Origin of the sequence: Streptosporangium sp. NPDC048047, assembly GCF_040653115.1 — a bacterium.
In the GTDB taxonomy this organism is placed as follows: Bacteria; Actinomycetota; Actinomycetes; order Streptosporangiales; family Streptosporangiaceae; genus Streptosporangium.
Map to the genome: position 1 here is coordinate 28,029 of NZ_JBEZNH010000023.1, position 15,488 is coordinate 43,516.

Genomic DNA, 15,488 nt, shown 5'->3' on the forward strand with positions numbered 1-15,488 from the left:
AAGCGGACATCATGTCCACTTGGCTAGAATCGGAGACGTGACGCCACGGACCGATCTGCCGAACGACATCGCCGCGCGACCGCGCGAACGGACCGACCTGCTGGCCGGCGCTTCCGCGCGTCCGCGTGAGCGCGCCGACGCCGCGCGAAACCGGGAGAAGGTGCTCGCCGCCGCCGAGCGGCTGTTCGCCGAGCGCCGCCCGGTGACCATGGAGGAGATCGCCCGGGTCGCCGGGGTGGGGCGGGGCACGCTCTACCGCCGCTACCCCGACCCGGCGTCGATCGCGCTGGCCCTGCTCGACGAGCACGAGCGCGAGCTGCAGGAAAAGCTGCTGCGCGGTGATCCGCCGCTCGGGCCGGGCGCGCCGCCGGCCGAGCGGCTGGCCGCGTTCTACGACGCGATGACGGAGCTGCTGGAGCGCCACGGGCATCTGGTGCTCGGCGCCGAGACCGGTGCCTCACGCTTCGCCGCCGGCGCCTACGGCTTCTGGCGCGCGCACGTGCGATCCCTGGTCGTGGCGGCCGGGGTGCCCGGGCCGGGAGCACTCGCCGACGCGCTCCTGGCCCCGCTGGCACCGGAGGTCTACGACGTGCAGCGACGCAACGGCATACCGCGCGAGGAGGTCGCGGACGCCCTGTCCAGGATCGCCCGCGCCGTCCTGGCACCGTCCTGACCGGCTCCGAAGGGAAGGCGCCGGGTCAAGAGCCTCCGAGCCGCGACGCGCGGCGTCGCGATGAACACGATCACCGGGCGGAGGCCGTACGGTCACCGTGCTTCGTCTCCCGGGTCGACGGCCGCGAGGCGGGCATGAGGGTCGCGGGGAGGACCGCGAGGGCGGTGAGTGCCGCCAGCCAGAACATGCCGGAGTCCATGGCCGGGCCGGGGGCCGCCGCGGGTGTCGCGGTCGCGGCGGCGGGCATGAGGCCCGCGGCCACGGCGATGCCGAGGGCGGTGCCGATGTTGACGGCGGTCTGCTTGAGGCCGCCGACGACCCCGGCGTACCCGGCGGGTGCGTCACCGACGACGGTGCCGGTGGCGGTGACCATCACGGCGGAGAAGCCCGCACCGAGGACGGCGAAGCCCACGCCGGCCGTCCACCCGTCGAGCGGGAAGGACAGCGCCGCGATGCCCGACGCCGCCAGGAGCACGCCGGTGACGGCGGTGCGGCGCGCCCCGTACCGGCCGAGCGCGGCACCGGCGGCGGGGGCGCCGGCGACCATGAACGCGGTCAGCGGCAGGGCTCGCAGGCCGCCGGTCAGCGCGTCGAGCCCGAGCAGGTCCTGAAGCCGGAACGTGGCCGAGAACAGCGCGCCGAACATGCCGGCCGCGGTGACCAGCAGCATCGCCATCGACGCGGTCACCGGCGTCGACCGGATCACGGCGCCGGGCACGATCGGGTGGCCGGCCCGGCGTTCGTGCGCGGCGAACGCGGCCGCGGCCGCCGTGGCCGTGAGGAGCCCGAGCAGTGTCGGCGCGGTGATCCAGCCGCGGTCCGGCGCCTGTGACAGCGTGCCGGTCAGCGCGGCGAGGGCGAGTGCGATCAGGGCCGCGCCGCCGGCGTCCAGCCTTCCCGCCGCCGACCGCGGCGCGGACGGCGCGGGCGGGGTGCGCACGGACAGGGCGAGCGCCGCGGTGGCGAGCGCGAGGGGGACGTTGAGGGCGAACACCGATCGCCACCCCAGGTGCGCGACGAGGAATCCGCCGAGGACCGGGCCCGCCGCGGCGGCGACGCCGATGGCGGCGGTGCGGACGGCGACCGGGCGGGCGAGCCGGTCGCCGGGGTAGGCCAGACGCAGCAGCGCGAGCGTCGCCGGCTGCAGCAGCGCGGCGAACACGCCCTGGACGGCGCGCAGGCCGATCAGCCAGCCGACGGTGGGTGCGAAGGTGATGGCGGCGGAGGCCGCCCCGAAACCGAGCGTGCCGGTGACCAGCAGCCGGACGTGCCCGTGGCGGTCGCCGAGGCGTCCGGCGAGGACCAGCAGCGCGGCCACCGCGACCAGGTAGGCGGTGCCGGCCCACTGAACCTGTGCCAGGCCGGCGCCCAGCTCGCGCCGCAGGCTGGGCTGCGCGGCCAGCAGCACGGTGCCGTCCAGTGCGACGATCGCCGCGCCGGCCACGCTCGCCGTCAGCGCCAGGCGGCGTCGTACGGCTCCGCTCACCGGTGCGCCGGTCCGAGGTGGGCGGTCAGGGCCGCCTCGACGAGCCGGTCGAGACGGCCGGTGTCGGCGGGCACGGTGCCGAGCATCAGCGGCAGGCTTCCCCAGATCCACAGCTGGGCGAGGCCGTGCAGGCCGGCCCACAGGGCGGCGGCCGTCACCTCCGGCGGCTCCCCGGCGTCCCCCGGGGTCGCGGAGCCGGCCGCGGCCCCCTGCTGTTCCGCCCGGTGCCGGGCGATGAGCCGGGCGAGGTCGCGGAACAGGGGCCGCGTCGTCTCCCGCAGCCGGGGCCGCTCCGGGGTGGGGCCGCCCGCCTCGCCGGTCTCGTGGCCGGGCGTGCGGCCATCCGTACGGTCGCCCGGGTCATCGTCGGCCCGGTCGCCGGTCCCGTCGCCCGCCGGGCCGTCGGCCGGGCCGTCGCTGTCGAGCAGGTCGTGGCGGAACATCAGCTCGAACATGCCGCGGTTCTCGACGGCGTAGGCGACGTAGGCCGTAGCGATCGCCCGCAGCCGTTCGCGCGACGTGGCCGCCCCCTCGCCCGCGGCGGTGAAGCGGGCGGCGAGGTCGGCGAACCCGCGATGGGCGATCGCCGACAGCAGCGCGTGGTGGGTGGGAAAGTACCGGCGTGGCGCGCCGTGTGACACCCCGGCCCGGCGGGCGATCTCCCGCAGTCCCACCGAGGCGCCGCCTCCGGCCGTCACGAGTTCCACGCCGGCGTCGACCAGCCGCTCCCGCAGGGAGCCCCCAGATTCCATAGACAGTGTCTACCACCCCTTGGTAGACACTGTCTATCAAGGGGTGGATCCTGCGGTAGCCGTGGTGATCGGCCGATCGGTCGGCAAGATCACGTCGATGGGAGGACGCTCCGCTTTCCTCGCCCTGGCGCTGGTGACGGCGACCGGCGTGGTGCCGTCGGACAGGACCGGCACGGCGGGTTCCACCGTGGCGACGCTGCTCGGTGTGCCTTTCGCCGCCGTCCGGCAGCCTTCCGCAGTGGCGGCGGGCCTGACCCTGACCTACCTCGTCCTGCCCCGTGGTCTCCCCGTGCCGCCTCCGGCGGTCCCACCGGAGGCGGCACGGGGCGCGTCACGCCACGGCGGTCCCCTCGAGCTCGACCATCAGGCCCGGGAGTGCCAGCCGGGTCACCCCGAGCATCGTGGTGGGCGGCGCCACCCCGGCGGCGCCCAGCCGCGACGCCAGCACGCCGTAGTGCTCGAAGAGCCGGTCGACGTCGGTGGTGTGGACGTTGAGCCGGACGAGGTTCGCCAGGGACATGCCGGCCTCGCCGAGTACGGCCTCCAGGTTGTCGAGGCTCAGCGCCAGCTGCGCCGCCATGTCGTCGGCGTGCCGGGGTGTGCCGTCGCCTCCCATCGCGGCCTGCCCGGAGCAGTACAGGGTCCGGGTGTGTCCTGAGACGGTCTCACCCTGGTTGTATCCCAGCTCCATCGACCACGCCCACGGGTTGACCGCGGTTCGCTCCATCACCACATCGGCTCCATTCGATTCATCGAGGACGACTCATTGAGGACAGGGACGGCCGGCGGCTCGGCGACCGCCGGCTGCGACGTCGCGATGACAAGCCTCCCGGCGAATCACGACATCCTTTGTCGTGTATCTCGGTAGGGTTCTCGCATGCGCGCCGACCGGCTGGTCTCGCTGGTTCTGCTGCTGCGGCGGCACGGCCGGCTGTCCGCGGCCACGCTCGCCCGTGAGCTGGAGGTGTCGACCCGCACCGTGCTGCGCGACATCGAGGCGCTGTCCGCGGCCGGCGTCCCGGTCTACGCCGAGCGCGGCCGGCACGGCGGTTTCGCGTTGCTGCCCGGTTTCCGGACCGAGCTCACCGGCCTGAACCCCGACGAGGCCCTCGCCCTGCTGGTCGCCGGATCGCGGCGCGGCACGCAGGCGTTCGGCCTCGGCTCGGCGCTCGCCTCGGCGATGCTCAAGGTGGTCGACGCGCTGCCCGAGAGCTATCGGGACACCGCGGCCGCCGCGGCCGGGCGGCTGCTCATCGACCCGGAGACCGACCTGCTCTCGCGCCGGATCGCCGCCGAGGAGGCACCCGACACCGTGGCGGCCGGGGTGCTGCGCGCGGTGTTCGCCGGGCGCCGGCTGCGGATCCACTACGCGGCCGCGGACCAGGCCCCGAGATGGCGCACGGTGGACCCGATCGGGCTGGTCACCGTACGGGACCGGGGGTATCTGCTGGCCACGAGGTCCGGCGCGGAGCGCACCTACCGGCTGTCGCGCGTCCTGGCCGCCGAGGAGCTCGCCGAACCCGCGCGGCGGCCGGAACGGGTCGATCTGGAGCGGGCCTGGCGGGAACGCGGCACGCGGTTCCGGGCCGGCGGCGACCAGGTCACCGTGGTGGCGTGGGTGGATCCGGCGCGGCGGGAGGAGCTGGTGGGCACCGCGCTGGCCGTCCTCGCCGAGGAAGCGGGCCCGGACGGCCGGCTGCGGATGGAGGTGACCTTCCAGGACCCGAGACACGCCGAATGGGCGCTGTGGCAGCTCGCCACGGACGCCGAGGCCCTGTCCCCGCGGTGGCTGCGTGACTCCCTGCGCGACCGCGGCGCCGCGGTCGCCGCCCGCTACGAAGCGCCGTCCTGACGATCGCCGCCCGCTACAGGACGTCGTCCTGACGGTTGCCGTCCGCCACGCGCGGCCGTCCTGACGGTCACCGCCTCCCGCGGGCCGTCGCCGGCGCGCCGGGACCCGCGCGGCCTCGGACGACCTCGAGTGACCTCGGGCGGGGGAGCCGTCAGGCGGCGCCGAGGGCCGCGCGGGCGGAGGCGACGGCCGCCGGGCGGACCTCCTCGGCGGCGAGATGGGCGAACTGCACGGCGCAGTCGGCGAGCCCGCCGAGCGCCACGGTCGCGCCGATCTGCCGCTCCAGGGCGGGGGAGGGGCCGACCAGCAGTACGGCCAGCCGCTCGCGCCACTGGAAGATCATGTCGACCATCCCCAGGTCGGCCAGGGCGGGCAGCTCCCTGATCATGAGCGTCACCACCTCGCGGTGGCGGTAGTGCAGGTCGAAGTAGGCGGCCAGCAGTTCGGCGGGGTCGGCCGGGCCGGCCGCCTCCTGCTCGGCGATGAACGCCTCGCCCTCCCGCATCATCGGCTCGACGATGCTGCGGACCAGCTCCTCGCGTGAGGCGAAGTGGTAGTACAGCGCGGGCTTGGTGATCCCCAGCCGGTCGGCGATGTCCTGCAGGCTGGTCTGCTGCACACCCTGGGCGATGAACAGCTCGCGGGCGACCCGCTGGATCCGGGTCTTGGTATCGCTCCTGGCCACCGGATGAGGATAGCGCCCCTGCTTAACGTCTGGTAAGTTCATCGCCGCCGACTTACCTATCGTTAAGTAAGGGAGTTGCCGTGCGCATCCTCATCTCCGGGGCCAGCGTCGCCGGCCCCGTCCTGGCCTACTGGCTGCACCGCCACGGCTTCACGCCCACCGTGGTGGAGCGGGCGCCGGCCCCGCGCAAGACCGGCGGTCACGCCGTCGACCTGTTCACCCCCGCCATGGAGATCGCCGAGCGGATGGGCGTGCTGGAGCGCGTCCAGGCGAAGGCCACCGGCACCGAGCACCTCACCTTCCACCGGGAGGGGATCGCGCGACCCGTCGAGGTCGGGATCGGCAGGTTCCTGCGCTCCGTCTCCGACCGGCACGCCGAGATCATGCGCGACGACCTCGCCGAGATCCTCCATGACGCCACCCGCGACGACGTCGAGTACGTCTTCGGCGACTCCATCGCCTCCATCGCCGAACGCGACGACGGCCTGGACGTCGCCTTCGACACGGGCGCCCCCCGCCGCTTCGACCTGGTGATCGGCGCCGACGGCCTGCACTCCAACGTGCGGCGGCTGACCTTCGGCGAGGAGTCGCGCTTCACCCACTGGATCGGCGCCTACCTGGCCGTGCTGTCGATGCCCAACGACCTGGGCCTGGACGGCCGCATGGTCACCTACAGCGGCCCCGGCCGGATGGCGGGCGTCTACGGGGCGCGTCACATGGACGACGCCCGGGCGGTCTTCCTCTTCCGCACCGACCGGCCGCTGGACTACCACCACCGCGACACCGAGCGGCAGAAGGACCTGCTGCGGCAGGCGTTCGCCGAGGCCTCGCCGCAGGTCGGGCGCATGCTGGACGAGCTCGACCGCACCCCGGCCTTCTACTTCGACTCCATCACCCAGCTGCGCATGGACACCTGGTCACGCGGCCGCGTCACCCTCGCCGGAGACGCCGGCTACGGCCCCGGGCCCGCCGTCGGCGGCGGCACCAGCCTGGCCGTCGTCGGCGCCTACGTCCTGGCGGGGGAACTGGCCGCGGCCGGTGGCGACCACACGCGCGCCTTCCCCGCCTACGAGCGCGAGATCGGCGACTACGTCCGGCGCAGCCGGGCCTTCGCCCTGGGCGCGGCCCGCGGTCTCATCCCGGGCAGCCACGCCCGGCTGCGGATCCTGGCCGCCGCGGCCCGGCTGGTCACCGTACTGCCCGAGGGGACGGTCCGCGCGCTGGCGAAGCTCAACCGCTCGGGGGTGCGGCTGCACGACACCGTCACGCTCAAGGACTACCGGCCCGAGGGACCCGTACGGGCTCAGAGCCGGTAGCGGGGAACGCGTGGGTCACGCCGACGTGCGCACCGACGTCGTCGCCGCGCGCAGCTCCCCCCAGCTCCGCTCGCGCCCGTCCGCCGGCACCCGCACCAGGCCGAGCCGCAGCCGGCCGCTGCCAAGCCGGAGAAGCCCGGCCCCGTCTACGCTCACAAGCTCCAGGAACCGCTCGGACGAGGGCCGTACGGCGGGCCCCGGCCGGGCGGCGGGGACGCGGGCGCCGGTCCCGCGTCCCCGCCGCGCCGTACTGTCCGGGTTCCTCCGTACGGCGCGGCGGGCCGTCCCCCGGGGGCCTCAGACGGCCTTGGAGAAGCCGGCGTCGACCGCGAAGTCGGCGCCGGTGGTGCTGGCCGAGCGCGGCGAGGCCAGCAGGGCGATCACGTCGGCGGCCTCCTGCGGGTCCACCAGGCGCCCGGTGGTGAGGTTCATCATCTGCGGCGCCACGGTGTCGAGCACGCTGTCGCGGTCGGTGCCGGCCTGGGCGGCGATGATGTCGGCCGCGCCGCCCTCCTCGGTCCACCACGCCGTGCGCACCGCGCCCAGGGAGACGGTGTTGACGCGGATGCCCTGCGGCGCGTACTCCTCCGACAACGTCTGGGTCAGGGTGTTCAGGGCGGCCTTGGCGGCGTTGTAGTCGACGTTCATCGGAGCGGGCTGGCGGGCGAGACCGGAGGAGACGTTGACGATCGAGCCTCCGCCGCGCGCCAGCATCAGCGGGATTGCGGCCCGGGTCGCCCGGACGGCGGAGAAGAGGTTGAACTCGAACATCCGCAGCCAGTCGTCGTCGGTGGGCGCCATGAACGAGAACCGCGGCAGGCTGACCCCCGGCGGGGGACCGCCGGCGTTGTTGACCAGGATGTCCAGGCCGCCGAACTCCTCCTCGGCGCGGGCCACGACCCGGGCCGGGGCGTCGGGGTCCATCAGGTCGGCCGAAACGTGGACGAGGTCGCTCCCGGCCAGGGCGTCGAGGTCCGGGCTGGTCTTGCGGGAGGCGGCCACCACCCGGGCCCCCTCGGCCAGCAGGGTGCGCACGACGGCCAGTCCCACGCCCTTGGAGGCGCCGGTGACGACGGCCACCCGTCCGGACAGCTGCAGATCCATCGAAAATCTCCGTTCCTTGTGGCGGTCTTGTGCCGCCTGCCGCGCTCTGCCGCGGCCGTTCCTTACGGTGTGGCGGCCCGCCGCGCCTCCCGGGCCGGGCGGCGGGCCGTGACCTCGACGGTAGGGCGGCGGCGGAGGCGGCGTCCGGCGGTGGCCGGACGTGCAATTCCGGCGAGGATCGGACCCGCAATCCCGGCTCCCGGCGGGCCCTTCGCGGCCTCGTCGCTCCCCGGCGGGGGCTTCCCGTTCTCCGTGAACACCGCTCTTGGGGAGATGGCCCCCGCCGGGCGGGCGCGGGAGCATCTCCCCAGAAGACGATCCCGCGCGGAGCGGGTGAGCCACCGAGGAGATGTCATGCGAAAGATCGTCGCCGGTTTCTTCCTGTCCCTGGACGGCGTCATGGAGTCGCCGGAGAAGTGGCACTTCCCCTACTTCGACGAGGAGATGGGCCAGGCCGTGGCGGCGCAGGCGGAGGGGGCCGACGCCATGCTGCTGGGCCGGGCCACCTACCAGGAGTTCGCCGGCTACTGGCCCACCGCGGACGACGACCCGATGGCGGCGCAGATGAACGAGACGCCCAAGTACGTCGTCTCCTCCACCCTGAAGACGCTGGAGTGGCAGAACTCGACGCTGATCAGCGGGAACGTCACCGAGGAGATCGCCAGACTCAAGCAGGGGCCGGGCAGGGACATCTCGATCAGCGGCAGCGCCACCCTCGTGCGGTCGCTGCTGCGCGAGGGGCTGCTGGACGAGCTGCGGCTGCTGGTCCACCCGATCGTCGTGGGAAGCGGCCGGCGGCTGTTCCCCGAGGGCGGCGAGCAGACGCCCCTGAAGCTGGTGGAGTCGCAGACCTTCGGCACCGGTGTGGTGCACCTGGTCTACCACCCGGCCTGAGGGCTCCGGAGCGCGGAGGGACGCGGGGTCGCGCGGGCACGGGAACCGTACGGGACGGCCGTACGGTCGCTCAGAAGCTCAGAAGCTCAGAAGCCCAAGGGCCCAAGGGCTCAGGGGCTCAGGGCACCCCGCACAGCCGCAGCGCGGCGGTGACGGCGGCGGCCGCGACGACGACCAGCGGGAACGGCGCGCGGCGCAGCACCAGGATCCCGGCGGTCAGCACGCCGGCCGGTCTGGCCCAGCCGGCGAAGCCGCCGCCCTCGGTGAGCGCGGCGGTGGCCGCCAGTGCGGTCAGCAGCACCGCGGTGGCGGCGGGCAGCAGCGACCGCAGGCGGCCGGGGAGCTCCATCCGGCCGCGCAGCAGCGGCCCGGCCAGCCGGAACGCGTACGTTCCCGCGGCCAGTACGGCGATGGCGAGCAGGGGCATCGGTGCGTCTCCTTCGTCGGGAGGGTCAGGCGGGAGGGTCAGGCGGGAGGAGCTCGCCCGTGGCGGGCCGGACGCGGGCGGGCGGCGCCGGCCCGCGGGCCGGGCCCGGCCGTCTCACGCCGGGTCCCCGCCGTCCGCCGGGCGGGCGGCGGGCAGCGCCAGGCCGCCCAGGGACAGCAGCACCGGCAGGCCGGCGGGCAGGAACGGCGTGGCGGCGACGGCGGCGGCCGCGCCGTACAGGGCGGCCCGGCGGGTGGCGCGCTCGCGCAGCGCGGGCAGCGCCAGGGCCAGCAGCACGGCGGGGAAGGCCGCGTCCAGCCCGAGGGCTCCGACGTCGCCGATGGCCCGGCCGGCCAGCGCGCCGCCCGCCACGGCCAGGTTCCAGGAGGCGAACAGCGCGAGCCCGCAGGTCCAGAAGGTGACGCGGCGCGCCCGCGGCCCGCTTCCGGCCAGCACGAAGGCCACCACCTCGTCGGTGATCAGGTGGGCGCCCGCCAGCCTGGCGGCGAGCCGCCCGCCGGGGGCGTCGGCGACGGCGAAGCCGAAGGGCAGCAGGCGGGCGTTGAGGATGAGCCCGGAGACGACGGCGGCGAGCGGGCCGCCGCCGGCCAGCACCACGCCGAGCGCGGCGAACTGGGCGCCGCCGGCGAAGACCAGCAGCGACATGAGGACCGGCACCTGCGGCGGCAGGCCGCCGGAGACGGCGATCGCGCCGAAGGAGGCGCCGACGAGCGCGTCGGCCAGACAGACCAGGGCGATGTCACGGAGGGTGCCGCGCCCGATTGTTCGCCGCAATGAACGCATGGACGATATACTGAACACTCTGCCAGTGGTTCGTCAAACCGAACGAAACGATCCGATGGAGTGAACGCATGGCCGACGGCGCCCCCGCACCCGCCGACCCCTCGCCCTCGCGCCTGATCGCGTCGATCGCGGCGTCGATCCGCCGGGAGCGCGAGCGCGCAGGCCTGTCGCTGAGCGAGCTGTCCCGCCGCGCCGGCCTGGCCAAGTCCACCCTGTCGCAGCTGGAGGCCGGCACCGGCAACCCCAGCGTGGAGACGCTGTGGGCGCTCGGCGTCGCCCTCGGCGTGCCGTTCGGGCACCTGGTCGACCCGCCGCGGCCGGCCGTGCGGATCCTGCGCGCCGGCGAGGGGGAGGCCACCCGCTCCGAGTACTCCGACTACGCCGCCACGCTGCTGGCCTCCTGCCCGCCGGGCGCCCGGCGCGACATCTACCGCATCGAGGCCGAGCCGGGCGAGCCGCGCCTGTCGGAGGCGCACCTGCCCCACACCGTCGAGCACCTGGTGATCGGCGCGGGCCGGGCACTGGCCGGCCCGGCCGGCGAACCGGTCGAGCTCGGCCCGGGCGACTACCTGACCTATCCCGGCGACGCCCCGCACGTCTTCCGGGCCCTGGAGTCCGGCACCAGCGCGGTGATCGTCATGGAGCACCGGTGACCCGGTCGCGAGACACAACTGCTTGACACCAAATAGCAAGTACTTGCTATCGTTCGTCAAGTGAGTACGGCGGAACACGTCGCGCTGGCCGGTGAGCTGGCCGCGCTGACCCAACGAAGGATCACCGACCCGCTGGAGATCCTGCTCGGCTCCGGCGAGCAGGCCGGGCCGGTCAGGGAACGGCTGCGCATCGAGGCCGAGGTGTGGGCCGCGCAGCTGCTGGGAGGCGACGAGCGGCTCGCGGTCCGCACCGCGGCGCGGCTCATCGCCGCGCTCTTCCCCTCCGACGGCCCGTTCGACCCGCCCGACGAGTGGTGGCGCACGGCCTTCGGCCGGGCGGTGGCCCGCCGTGCCGGCCACCCCGGCAGGCAGGCGGTGCCGTTCTCCACGGCCGGGGCGATGCTCGGCATCACCCGCCAGGGCGTCCACGACCTCGTCAAACGCGCCAAACTCGACCGCCACCCCGACGGCGGGGTGAGCACCGACTCCATACGCCGACGCCTCAACCAGCCCCAGGAGCGCCATGCCGCACGACACGACCGTCACTGACCACGACATCCCCCTGGCCGTGCGCGACTCCGGCGGGCCCGGAGACCCCGTCCTGCTGCTGCACGGCCTCGGCGGCACCCTGGAGGCCTGGGACGCCCTCGACCTCACCGGTCACCGCACCGTCGCCGTCGACCTGCGCGGCCACGGCCACTCCGGCGACGGCCCGTGGAGCTGGGAGGCGGCCCTGGACGACCTGGAGGCCGTGGTCAGGTGCCTCGGCCTGGGCGAGCCCGCCGTCGTCGGCCACTCGCTGGGCGGCATGCTCGCCGTGCAGTGGGCCCTGCGCCACCCCGGCTGCCCCGCCGTCGTCGACCTCGACGGCCTGCGCTCGGCGGAAAGCGACCCGGGCAACTACCCGGGGATGGACCCGGCCGAACGGGACCGCGACCTGGCCTCCCTCAAAGCCACCTTCGACGCCCAGGCCGCGAGCATGGGCCGGCCGCTGCCGCCCGAGGCTCAGGCGATGTTCCCTCCCAGGGCTCTGACGACGAGGGACGACGGCCAGGTCCACGCCCGGCCCGACGCCGAACTCCTCGCCGCGGTGCGCCACACCCCGCCGTTCCGCGACACGATCCCGCTGCTGCGCCGCCTCACCTGTCCCACGCTGGTGGTGATCGCCGCCCAGGACCCGCCGGGCATGTCCGGCGGGGAGCTGATGGCGGCGTTCCGCAGGGGAGTGCGCCGCGACCTGACCGGCCTGCCGTCCAACGTCCGCGTCGAGGAACTGGACGCCGGCCACGACATGCTCGCTGAACGGCCCAAGGAGGTCGCCGAGCTCATCGCGGCCTTCCTGGCGGCGAACCGCGGCGCCTCACCGGCCTGAGGCCCGCGGCGAACCCGGCCCCCTTCAGGCCGACCCCCGGTAGGCCCCCGGGGTGCACCCGAAGACGCGGCGGAAGACGGTGATGAAGGCACTGGCCGACGACCAGCCGCACCGGTGCGCCACGACGGTCACCGGCGTTCCCTCGGCCAGCAGGACCAGCGCGTGGTGAAGACGCACCTGGGTGCGCCACTGCGGGAAGGTCATGCCCAGGTCGGCTTTGAACAGGCGTGACAGGGTCCGGCTGCTCGCGCCGACCTGCCCGCCCAGCGCGGCCAGGGTGCGGTCGTCGGCCGGATCGGCCCGCAGGATCTCCCACAGCCGCACGAGCTGGGGGGCGGTGGGCACGGGCGGGTGCGAAGGCCGCTGCGGCGCGACCCGCAACCGGTCCAGCAGCACGGCACGCAGCCGCCCGCGCTCGGGACCGCCGTCATGCGGGGCGCTGGTGTAGGCGAGGATCAGCTCCCGCAGCAGGGGGCCGACCGCCAGCACGGCCGGCTCCCGCAGGCCGAGCGGGTCGTCGCCGGCGGGCAGGCCGACCAGGTGCAGCTCCAGCTCGCCGTGGGCCCGGTGGGCGTGCACCGTACCGGCCGGCACCCACACGGCGCGGGTGGCCGGCGCGATCCACGAGCCCGAGCCGGCGCTGACGCCCAGCACCCCGCGGCCGGCGTAGACGATCTGGTGGTCGTCGTGGCGGTGCGCGCCGATCCCGGCCCCGGAGGCCAGCCGCTGGGCGCGGGTCGGCGCGACCGACATATGGCGGAATTTCATCATCAGTCGGCAGATTATCGAAAGCGCGTTCACGCCTCCGGCGGTGATCATGGCGAAATGCCAAGGAACAGAGCCATCGTCCTGCTGTCGGCCGGGCACGCCTGCGTGGACGTCTACCAGGGCGCCGTGGCGGCGCTCGTCCCGTTCTTCGTCGCCGAACGCGCCTACACCTACGCCGCCGCCTCGGGTGTCGTGCTCGCCGCGTCGCTGCTGTCGTCGGTGGCTCAGCCGCTGTTCGGGGCGCTCACCGACCGGCGGGCGATGCCGTGGCTGCTGCCGGTGGGCACGCTCCTGGGCGGGCTCGGGATCGCGCTGAGCGGCCTGACCGGCTCCTACGCGCTGACACTGGCGTTCGTGGCGGTCTCCGGGGTCGGGGTCGCCGCCTATCACCCGGAGTCGGCCCGCGTCGCGCGGCGTGTCGCCGGGGGCGGCCACGGCGCGATGGGCTGGTTCTCCCTCGGCGGCAATCTCGGCTTCGCGGCCGCTCCCGTTCTGGTCACCGCCGTCGTCGCCACCGGCGGCCTGCGGCTCTCGCCGTTGCTGGCGGCACCGGCCCTGGCCGGCGTGGTGCTGTGCCTGCCCGTCCTGCGCGCGCTGGAGAGGACGGCGCCCACGGGTCCGGGCGCCGCGGCCCCGGTGGGGACCGACGACGGGGTCTCCATGGCGAAGCTGTCGCTGGCCGCGGTCTGCCGGTCGATCACCTTCGTCGGCCTGAGCACCTTCGTCTCCTTCCACGCCGTTCAGCAGACGGCGGGCGGCACGGCGGCGGGCACCACCGCGTTGCTCGTCCTCTATCTCGGCGGCGCGGCGGGCACCGTGCTGGGCGGCCGCCTGGCCGGCCGGTGGCCGCGGGTGAAGGTCGTGCGGGTGGCGTACCCGGCCACGGCCGCCGCCGTCGCGGGCGTCGTGTTCGTCCCGGGCCCGGCGATCCACCTGTTCGTGGCGCTGACCTCCGTCGGCCTGTACGTCCCGTTCTCCTTGCAGGTCACCCTCGCCCAGGACTACCTGCCCCGGCGCGTCGGCACGGCGAGCGGGATCACCCTGGGGCTGACGGTCGGCATCGGCGGCCTGGCCGGTCCCCTCATCGGCCGCCTGGCCGACGTCACCTCCCTGCGCACGGCCCTGACTCCGCTGATCCTGATGCCCGTCCTGAGCTGGCTGCTGTTCCGCACCCTGCCGGAGCCGGCAGCCCCGTCTCCGCCGGAGACGCCGGAGACGCCGAAGACGCCGGAGACGGGGGAGACGCCGGCGGCCGCCCCCGCCGCCGTGTCCGGCGGGCCCGCCTAGACCGTCGCCCGCCGGTCCTCGCCCCCGGCCGGGCGCGGTACGGCGCGGCGGCACACCCGGCGCACCGCGCCGACACGCCCCGCCGACACACCGCGCCGGAAACCGCCGCCGCCGCCGCGCGCCGCTTAACCTGCGGGAAAGGGGCCGCGCCGACCAGAGCCGGCCCGGCCCGCACCCGCGTGGTCCTTTCCACACGGGTGCGGACCACGCGGGTGCGGAGCCGGCGGGAACGCCACCGGAGCCCGCCCGGGGAAGCGGGGGAGAGGAGGAGGATGTGAGGCGTCACCGCCGCCGCGCCGCCGCGGCCGCGCCGTGCCTGGCAGCGGTCCTCGCCGGCGCGGCCTGCGCCGGCGGCCCCGCGGGCACCGCCCCGGACGCCGCCCGCGGCCCGGCCGCCCCGTCCGGGAACGCGGCGGCCCCACCCCCGGACGGCGCCGCGGGAGACGGCCTGCCGCGGGGCTTCACCCGGGCCGGCGGGCCCGGAAGCGGCCTGACCTTCGGCGTGCCGCGCTCCTGGGTCGCCCTGGATGCCACAGGCCATGGCCTGGAGCGGCGCCTGACCCGGGCGGGCCTGACGGACAAGCAGATCCACCGGGCCGAGACCGGGCTGGAGCCCGTGACCGCCCGCGACGGGATCTGGGCGTTCGACCCCGGCTCCATGAGCCGTTCCCCGCACCGCTTCACCACCGGCCTCACCGCCGGCTGCCGGTCCGGCGCCGCCTCCGCCGGGCAGTTGCTCGCCTCCGCCGTACGGCGGCTGGAGCCGCTGCGGGGTCGCGTCGTGCGGGCCGGCACGGTGCAGGTCGCCGGGGGCGCCGCGGCGCGCGTCGGATACGTCTTCACCGTCGGCGGCGTGCGGCTGCACGGGCTGCGCCTGCTGCTGCCCGCGCCCGGCGACCGGACCTGCGTGCTGACGCTGAGCACCGACGACGCCGCCCGGCGGGGACTGCTGGAGCGGATCGGCCGGACGCTGCGGCCCCTGTGAGCCGGCCGTACCCGCCTGCCGGGGAGGACCGGATTCCCGGCGGCGGATTCCCGGCGGCGGGGGAGACGGTTCGGTGACGGCGGGCCGTACCCCGGCGGTGGACTCCGCGGCCGGCCGGGGCTGCGCCGGCGTCCACGGCGGTGCTACGGTGTCCGGTAGCGACGACCGGTTCGCCCTACGGAGATCGAAGGAGGTGGGTTGATGACCGTCGTGGAGATCACCGCTGTGCGCGGTGCCCGGATCATCCTCACCTTCCGGGCCTCGTCCTGACCTTCGCCTGCCCCTCTCCCTGACGGGAGCGGTCCCGGCACGGCTGCCGTCCGGCGGGGCCCCCTTGTCGAAAAGGGTCTCCACGTTGTCTTCTCATCGGCATCCTTCGCATCACCATGCCCTCCCCTCCGCCACGCGCGCCCCGGCCCCGGCCGGCCAC

General features: G+C 75.3%; 18 protein-coding genes. 9 read left to right on the plus strand and 9 right to left on the minus strand.

Translation table 11 applies throughout. From position 1 onward, the window contains the following. Positions 1-37 precede the first annotated feature (37 nt). Positions 38-673, plus strand: coding sequence for a helix-turn-helix domain-containing protein (locus AB0D67_RS20750; protein ID WP_362937830.1), 636 nt, complete (start codon positions 38-40; stop codon positions 671-673). Positions 674-743: 70 nt separating this feature from the next. Here the strand turns inward: AB0D67_RS20750 and AB0D67_RS20755 are convergent, their stop codons facing one another. The 3 genes from AB0D67_RS20755 to AB0D67_RS20765 all read right to left on the minus strand — a co-directional run bounded on the left by AB0D67_RS20755 (position 744) and on the right by AB0D67_RS20765 (position 3,638). Further along, the gene (locus AB0D67_RS20755) at positions 744-2,159 is read right to left on the minus strand and encodes an MFS transporter (RefSeq protein WP_362937833.1); all 1,416 of its coding nucleotides are present in this window, start codon (positions 2,157-2,159) and stop codon (positions 744-746) included. Next, complete coding sequence (locus AB0D67_RS20760) at positions 2,156-2,911, minus strand: TetR/AcrR family transcriptional regulator (RefSeq protein WP_362937836.1); 756 nt, start codon at positions 2,909-2,911, stop codon at positions 2,156-2,158. The genes AB0D67_RS20755 and AB0D67_RS20760 overlap by 4 nt, the downstream gene beginning before the upstream one ends. A 331-nt stretch (positions 2,912-3,242) precedes the next feature. Next, entirely contained in the window at positions 3,243-3,638 is a 396-nt protein-coding gene (locus AB0D67_RS20765) for a RidA family protein (protein ID WP_362938056.1), read from the minus strand. Between the two features lie 150 nt (positions 3,639-3,788). On the opposite strand from AB0D67_RS20765, the gene AB0D67_RS20770 reads away from it, so the two are divergent. Then, on the plus strand, positions 3,789-4,763 hold the full coding sequence (locus AB0D67_RS20770) for a WYL domain-containing protein (RefSeq protein WP_362937840.1): 975 nt from the start codon (positions 3,789-3,791) through the stop codon (positions 4,761-4,763). A 151-nt stretch (positions 4,764-4,914) separates the two neighbouring features. Here AB0D67_RS20770 and AB0D67_RS20775 read toward each other — a convergent pair whose 3' ends face one another. Beyond that, on the minus strand, positions 4,915-5,448 hold the full coding sequence (locus AB0D67_RS20775; RefSeq protein WP_362937843.1) for a helix-turn-helix domain-containing protein: 534 nt from the start codon (positions 5,446-5,448) through the stop codon (positions 4,915-4,917). 80 nt (positions 5,449-5,528) lie between these two features. Between AB0D67_RS20775 and AB0D67_RS20780 the strand changes: the two genes are divergently transcribed. After that, positions 5,529-6,764: an FAD-dependent monooxygenase gene (locus tag AB0D67_RS20780; protein WP_362937846.1), complete on the plus strand. Its 1,236-nt coding sequence runs from the start codon at positions 5,529-5,531 to the stop codon at positions 6,762-6,764. Between the two features lie 15 nt (positions 6,765-6,779). Here AB0D67_RS20780 and AB0D67_RS20785 read toward each other — a convergent pair whose 3' ends face one another. Both AB0D67_RS20785 and AB0D67_RS20790 read right to left on the minus strand, forming a co-directional pair. Next, positions 6,780-6,920: a hypothetical protein gene (locus AB0D67_RS20785; RefSeq protein WP_362937849.1), complete on the minus strand. Its 141-nt coding sequence runs from the start codon at positions 6,918-6,920 to the stop codon at positions 6,780-6,782. Between the two features lie 141 nt (positions 6,921-7,061). Next, a complete protein-coding gene (locus AB0D67_RS20790; RefSeq protein WP_362937852.1) occupies positions 7,062-7,868 on the minus strand; it encodes an SDR family NAD(P)-dependent oxidoreductase in 807 nt (268 codons plus the stop codon). Positions 7,869-8,222: 354 nt separating this feature from the next. On the opposite strand from AB0D67_RS20790, the gene AB0D67_RS20795 reads away from it, so the two are divergent. Beyond that, complete coding sequence (locus AB0D67_RS20795) at positions 8,223-8,762, plus strand: dihydrofolate reductase family protein (protein ID WP_362937855.1); 540 nt, start codon at positions 8,223-8,225, stop codon at positions 8,760-8,762. A gap of 118 nt (positions 8,763-8,880) precedes the next feature. Here the strand turns inward: AB0D67_RS20795 and AB0D67_RS20800 are convergent, their stop codons facing one another. Both AB0D67_RS20800 and AB0D67_RS20805 read right to left on the minus strand, forming a co-directional pair. Further along, the gene (locus tag AB0D67_RS20800; protein WP_362937858.1) at positions 8,881-9,189 is read right to left on the minus strand and encodes an AzlD domain-containing protein; all 309 of its coding nucleotides are present in this window, start codon (positions 9,187-9,189) and stop codon (positions 8,881-8,883) included. 114 nt (positions 9,190-9,303) lie between these two features. Beyond that, positions 9,304-9,993, minus strand: coding sequence for an AzlC family ABC transporter permease (locus AB0D67_RS20805; protein ID WP_362937861.1), 690 nt, complete (start codon positions 9,991-9,993; stop codon positions 9,304-9,306). A 68-nt stretch (positions 9,994-10,061) separates the two neighbouring features. Here AB0D67_RS20805 and AB0D67_RS20810 point away from each other — a divergent pair, with 68 nt between their 5' ends. The 3 genes from AB0D67_RS20810 to AB0D67_RS20820 are packed head-to-tail and all read left to right on the plus strand — an operon-like array spanning position 10,062 to position 12,018. After that, positions 10,062-10,646 (plus strand): helix-turn-helix domain-containing protein, encoded by a 585-nt coding sequence (locus AB0D67_RS20810; RefSeq protein WP_362937864.1) that lies wholly within the window; start codon positions 10,062-10,064, stop codon positions 10,644-10,646. Between the two features lie 60 nt (positions 10,647-10,706). After that, complete coding sequence (locus AB0D67_RS20815; protein WP_362937867.1) at positions 10,707-11,195, plus strand: hypothetical protein; 489 nt, start codon at positions 10,707-10,709, stop codon at positions 11,193-11,195. Then, complete coding sequence (locus tag AB0D67_RS20820) at positions 11,170-12,018, plus strand: alpha/beta hydrolase (RefSeq protein ID WP_362937870.1); 849 nt, start codon at positions 11,170-11,172, stop codon at positions 12,016-12,018. Before AB0D67_RS20815 ends, AB0D67_RS20820 begins: the two co-directional genes overlap by 26 nt. Positions 12,019-12,042: 24 nt before the next feature. Here the strand turns inward: AB0D67_RS20820 and AB0D67_RS20825 are convergent, their stop codons facing one another. Continuing rightward, entirely contained in the window at positions 12,043-12,771 is a 729-nt protein-coding gene (locus AB0D67_RS20825) for a helix-turn-helix transcriptional regulator (protein ID WP_362937873.1), read from the minus strand. A gap of 72 nt (positions 12,772-12,843) precedes the next feature. Here AB0D67_RS20825 and AB0D67_RS20830 point away from each other — a divergent pair, with 72 nt between their 5' ends. Together AB0D67_RS20830 and AB0D67_RS20835 are read left to right on the plus strand one after the other, a co-directional pair. Further along, positions 12,844-14,073, plus strand: coding sequence for an MFS transporter (locus AB0D67_RS20830; RefSeq protein WP_362937876.1), 1,230 nt, complete (start codon positions 12,844-12,846; stop codon positions 14,071-14,073). A 274-nt stretch (positions 14,074-14,347) separates the two neighbouring features. After that, entirely contained in the window at positions 14,348-15,058 is a 711-nt protein-coding gene (locus tag AB0D67_RS20835; RefSeq protein ID WP_362937879.1) for a hypothetical protein, read from the plus strand. Positions 15,059-15,488 lie beyond the last annotated feature (430 nt).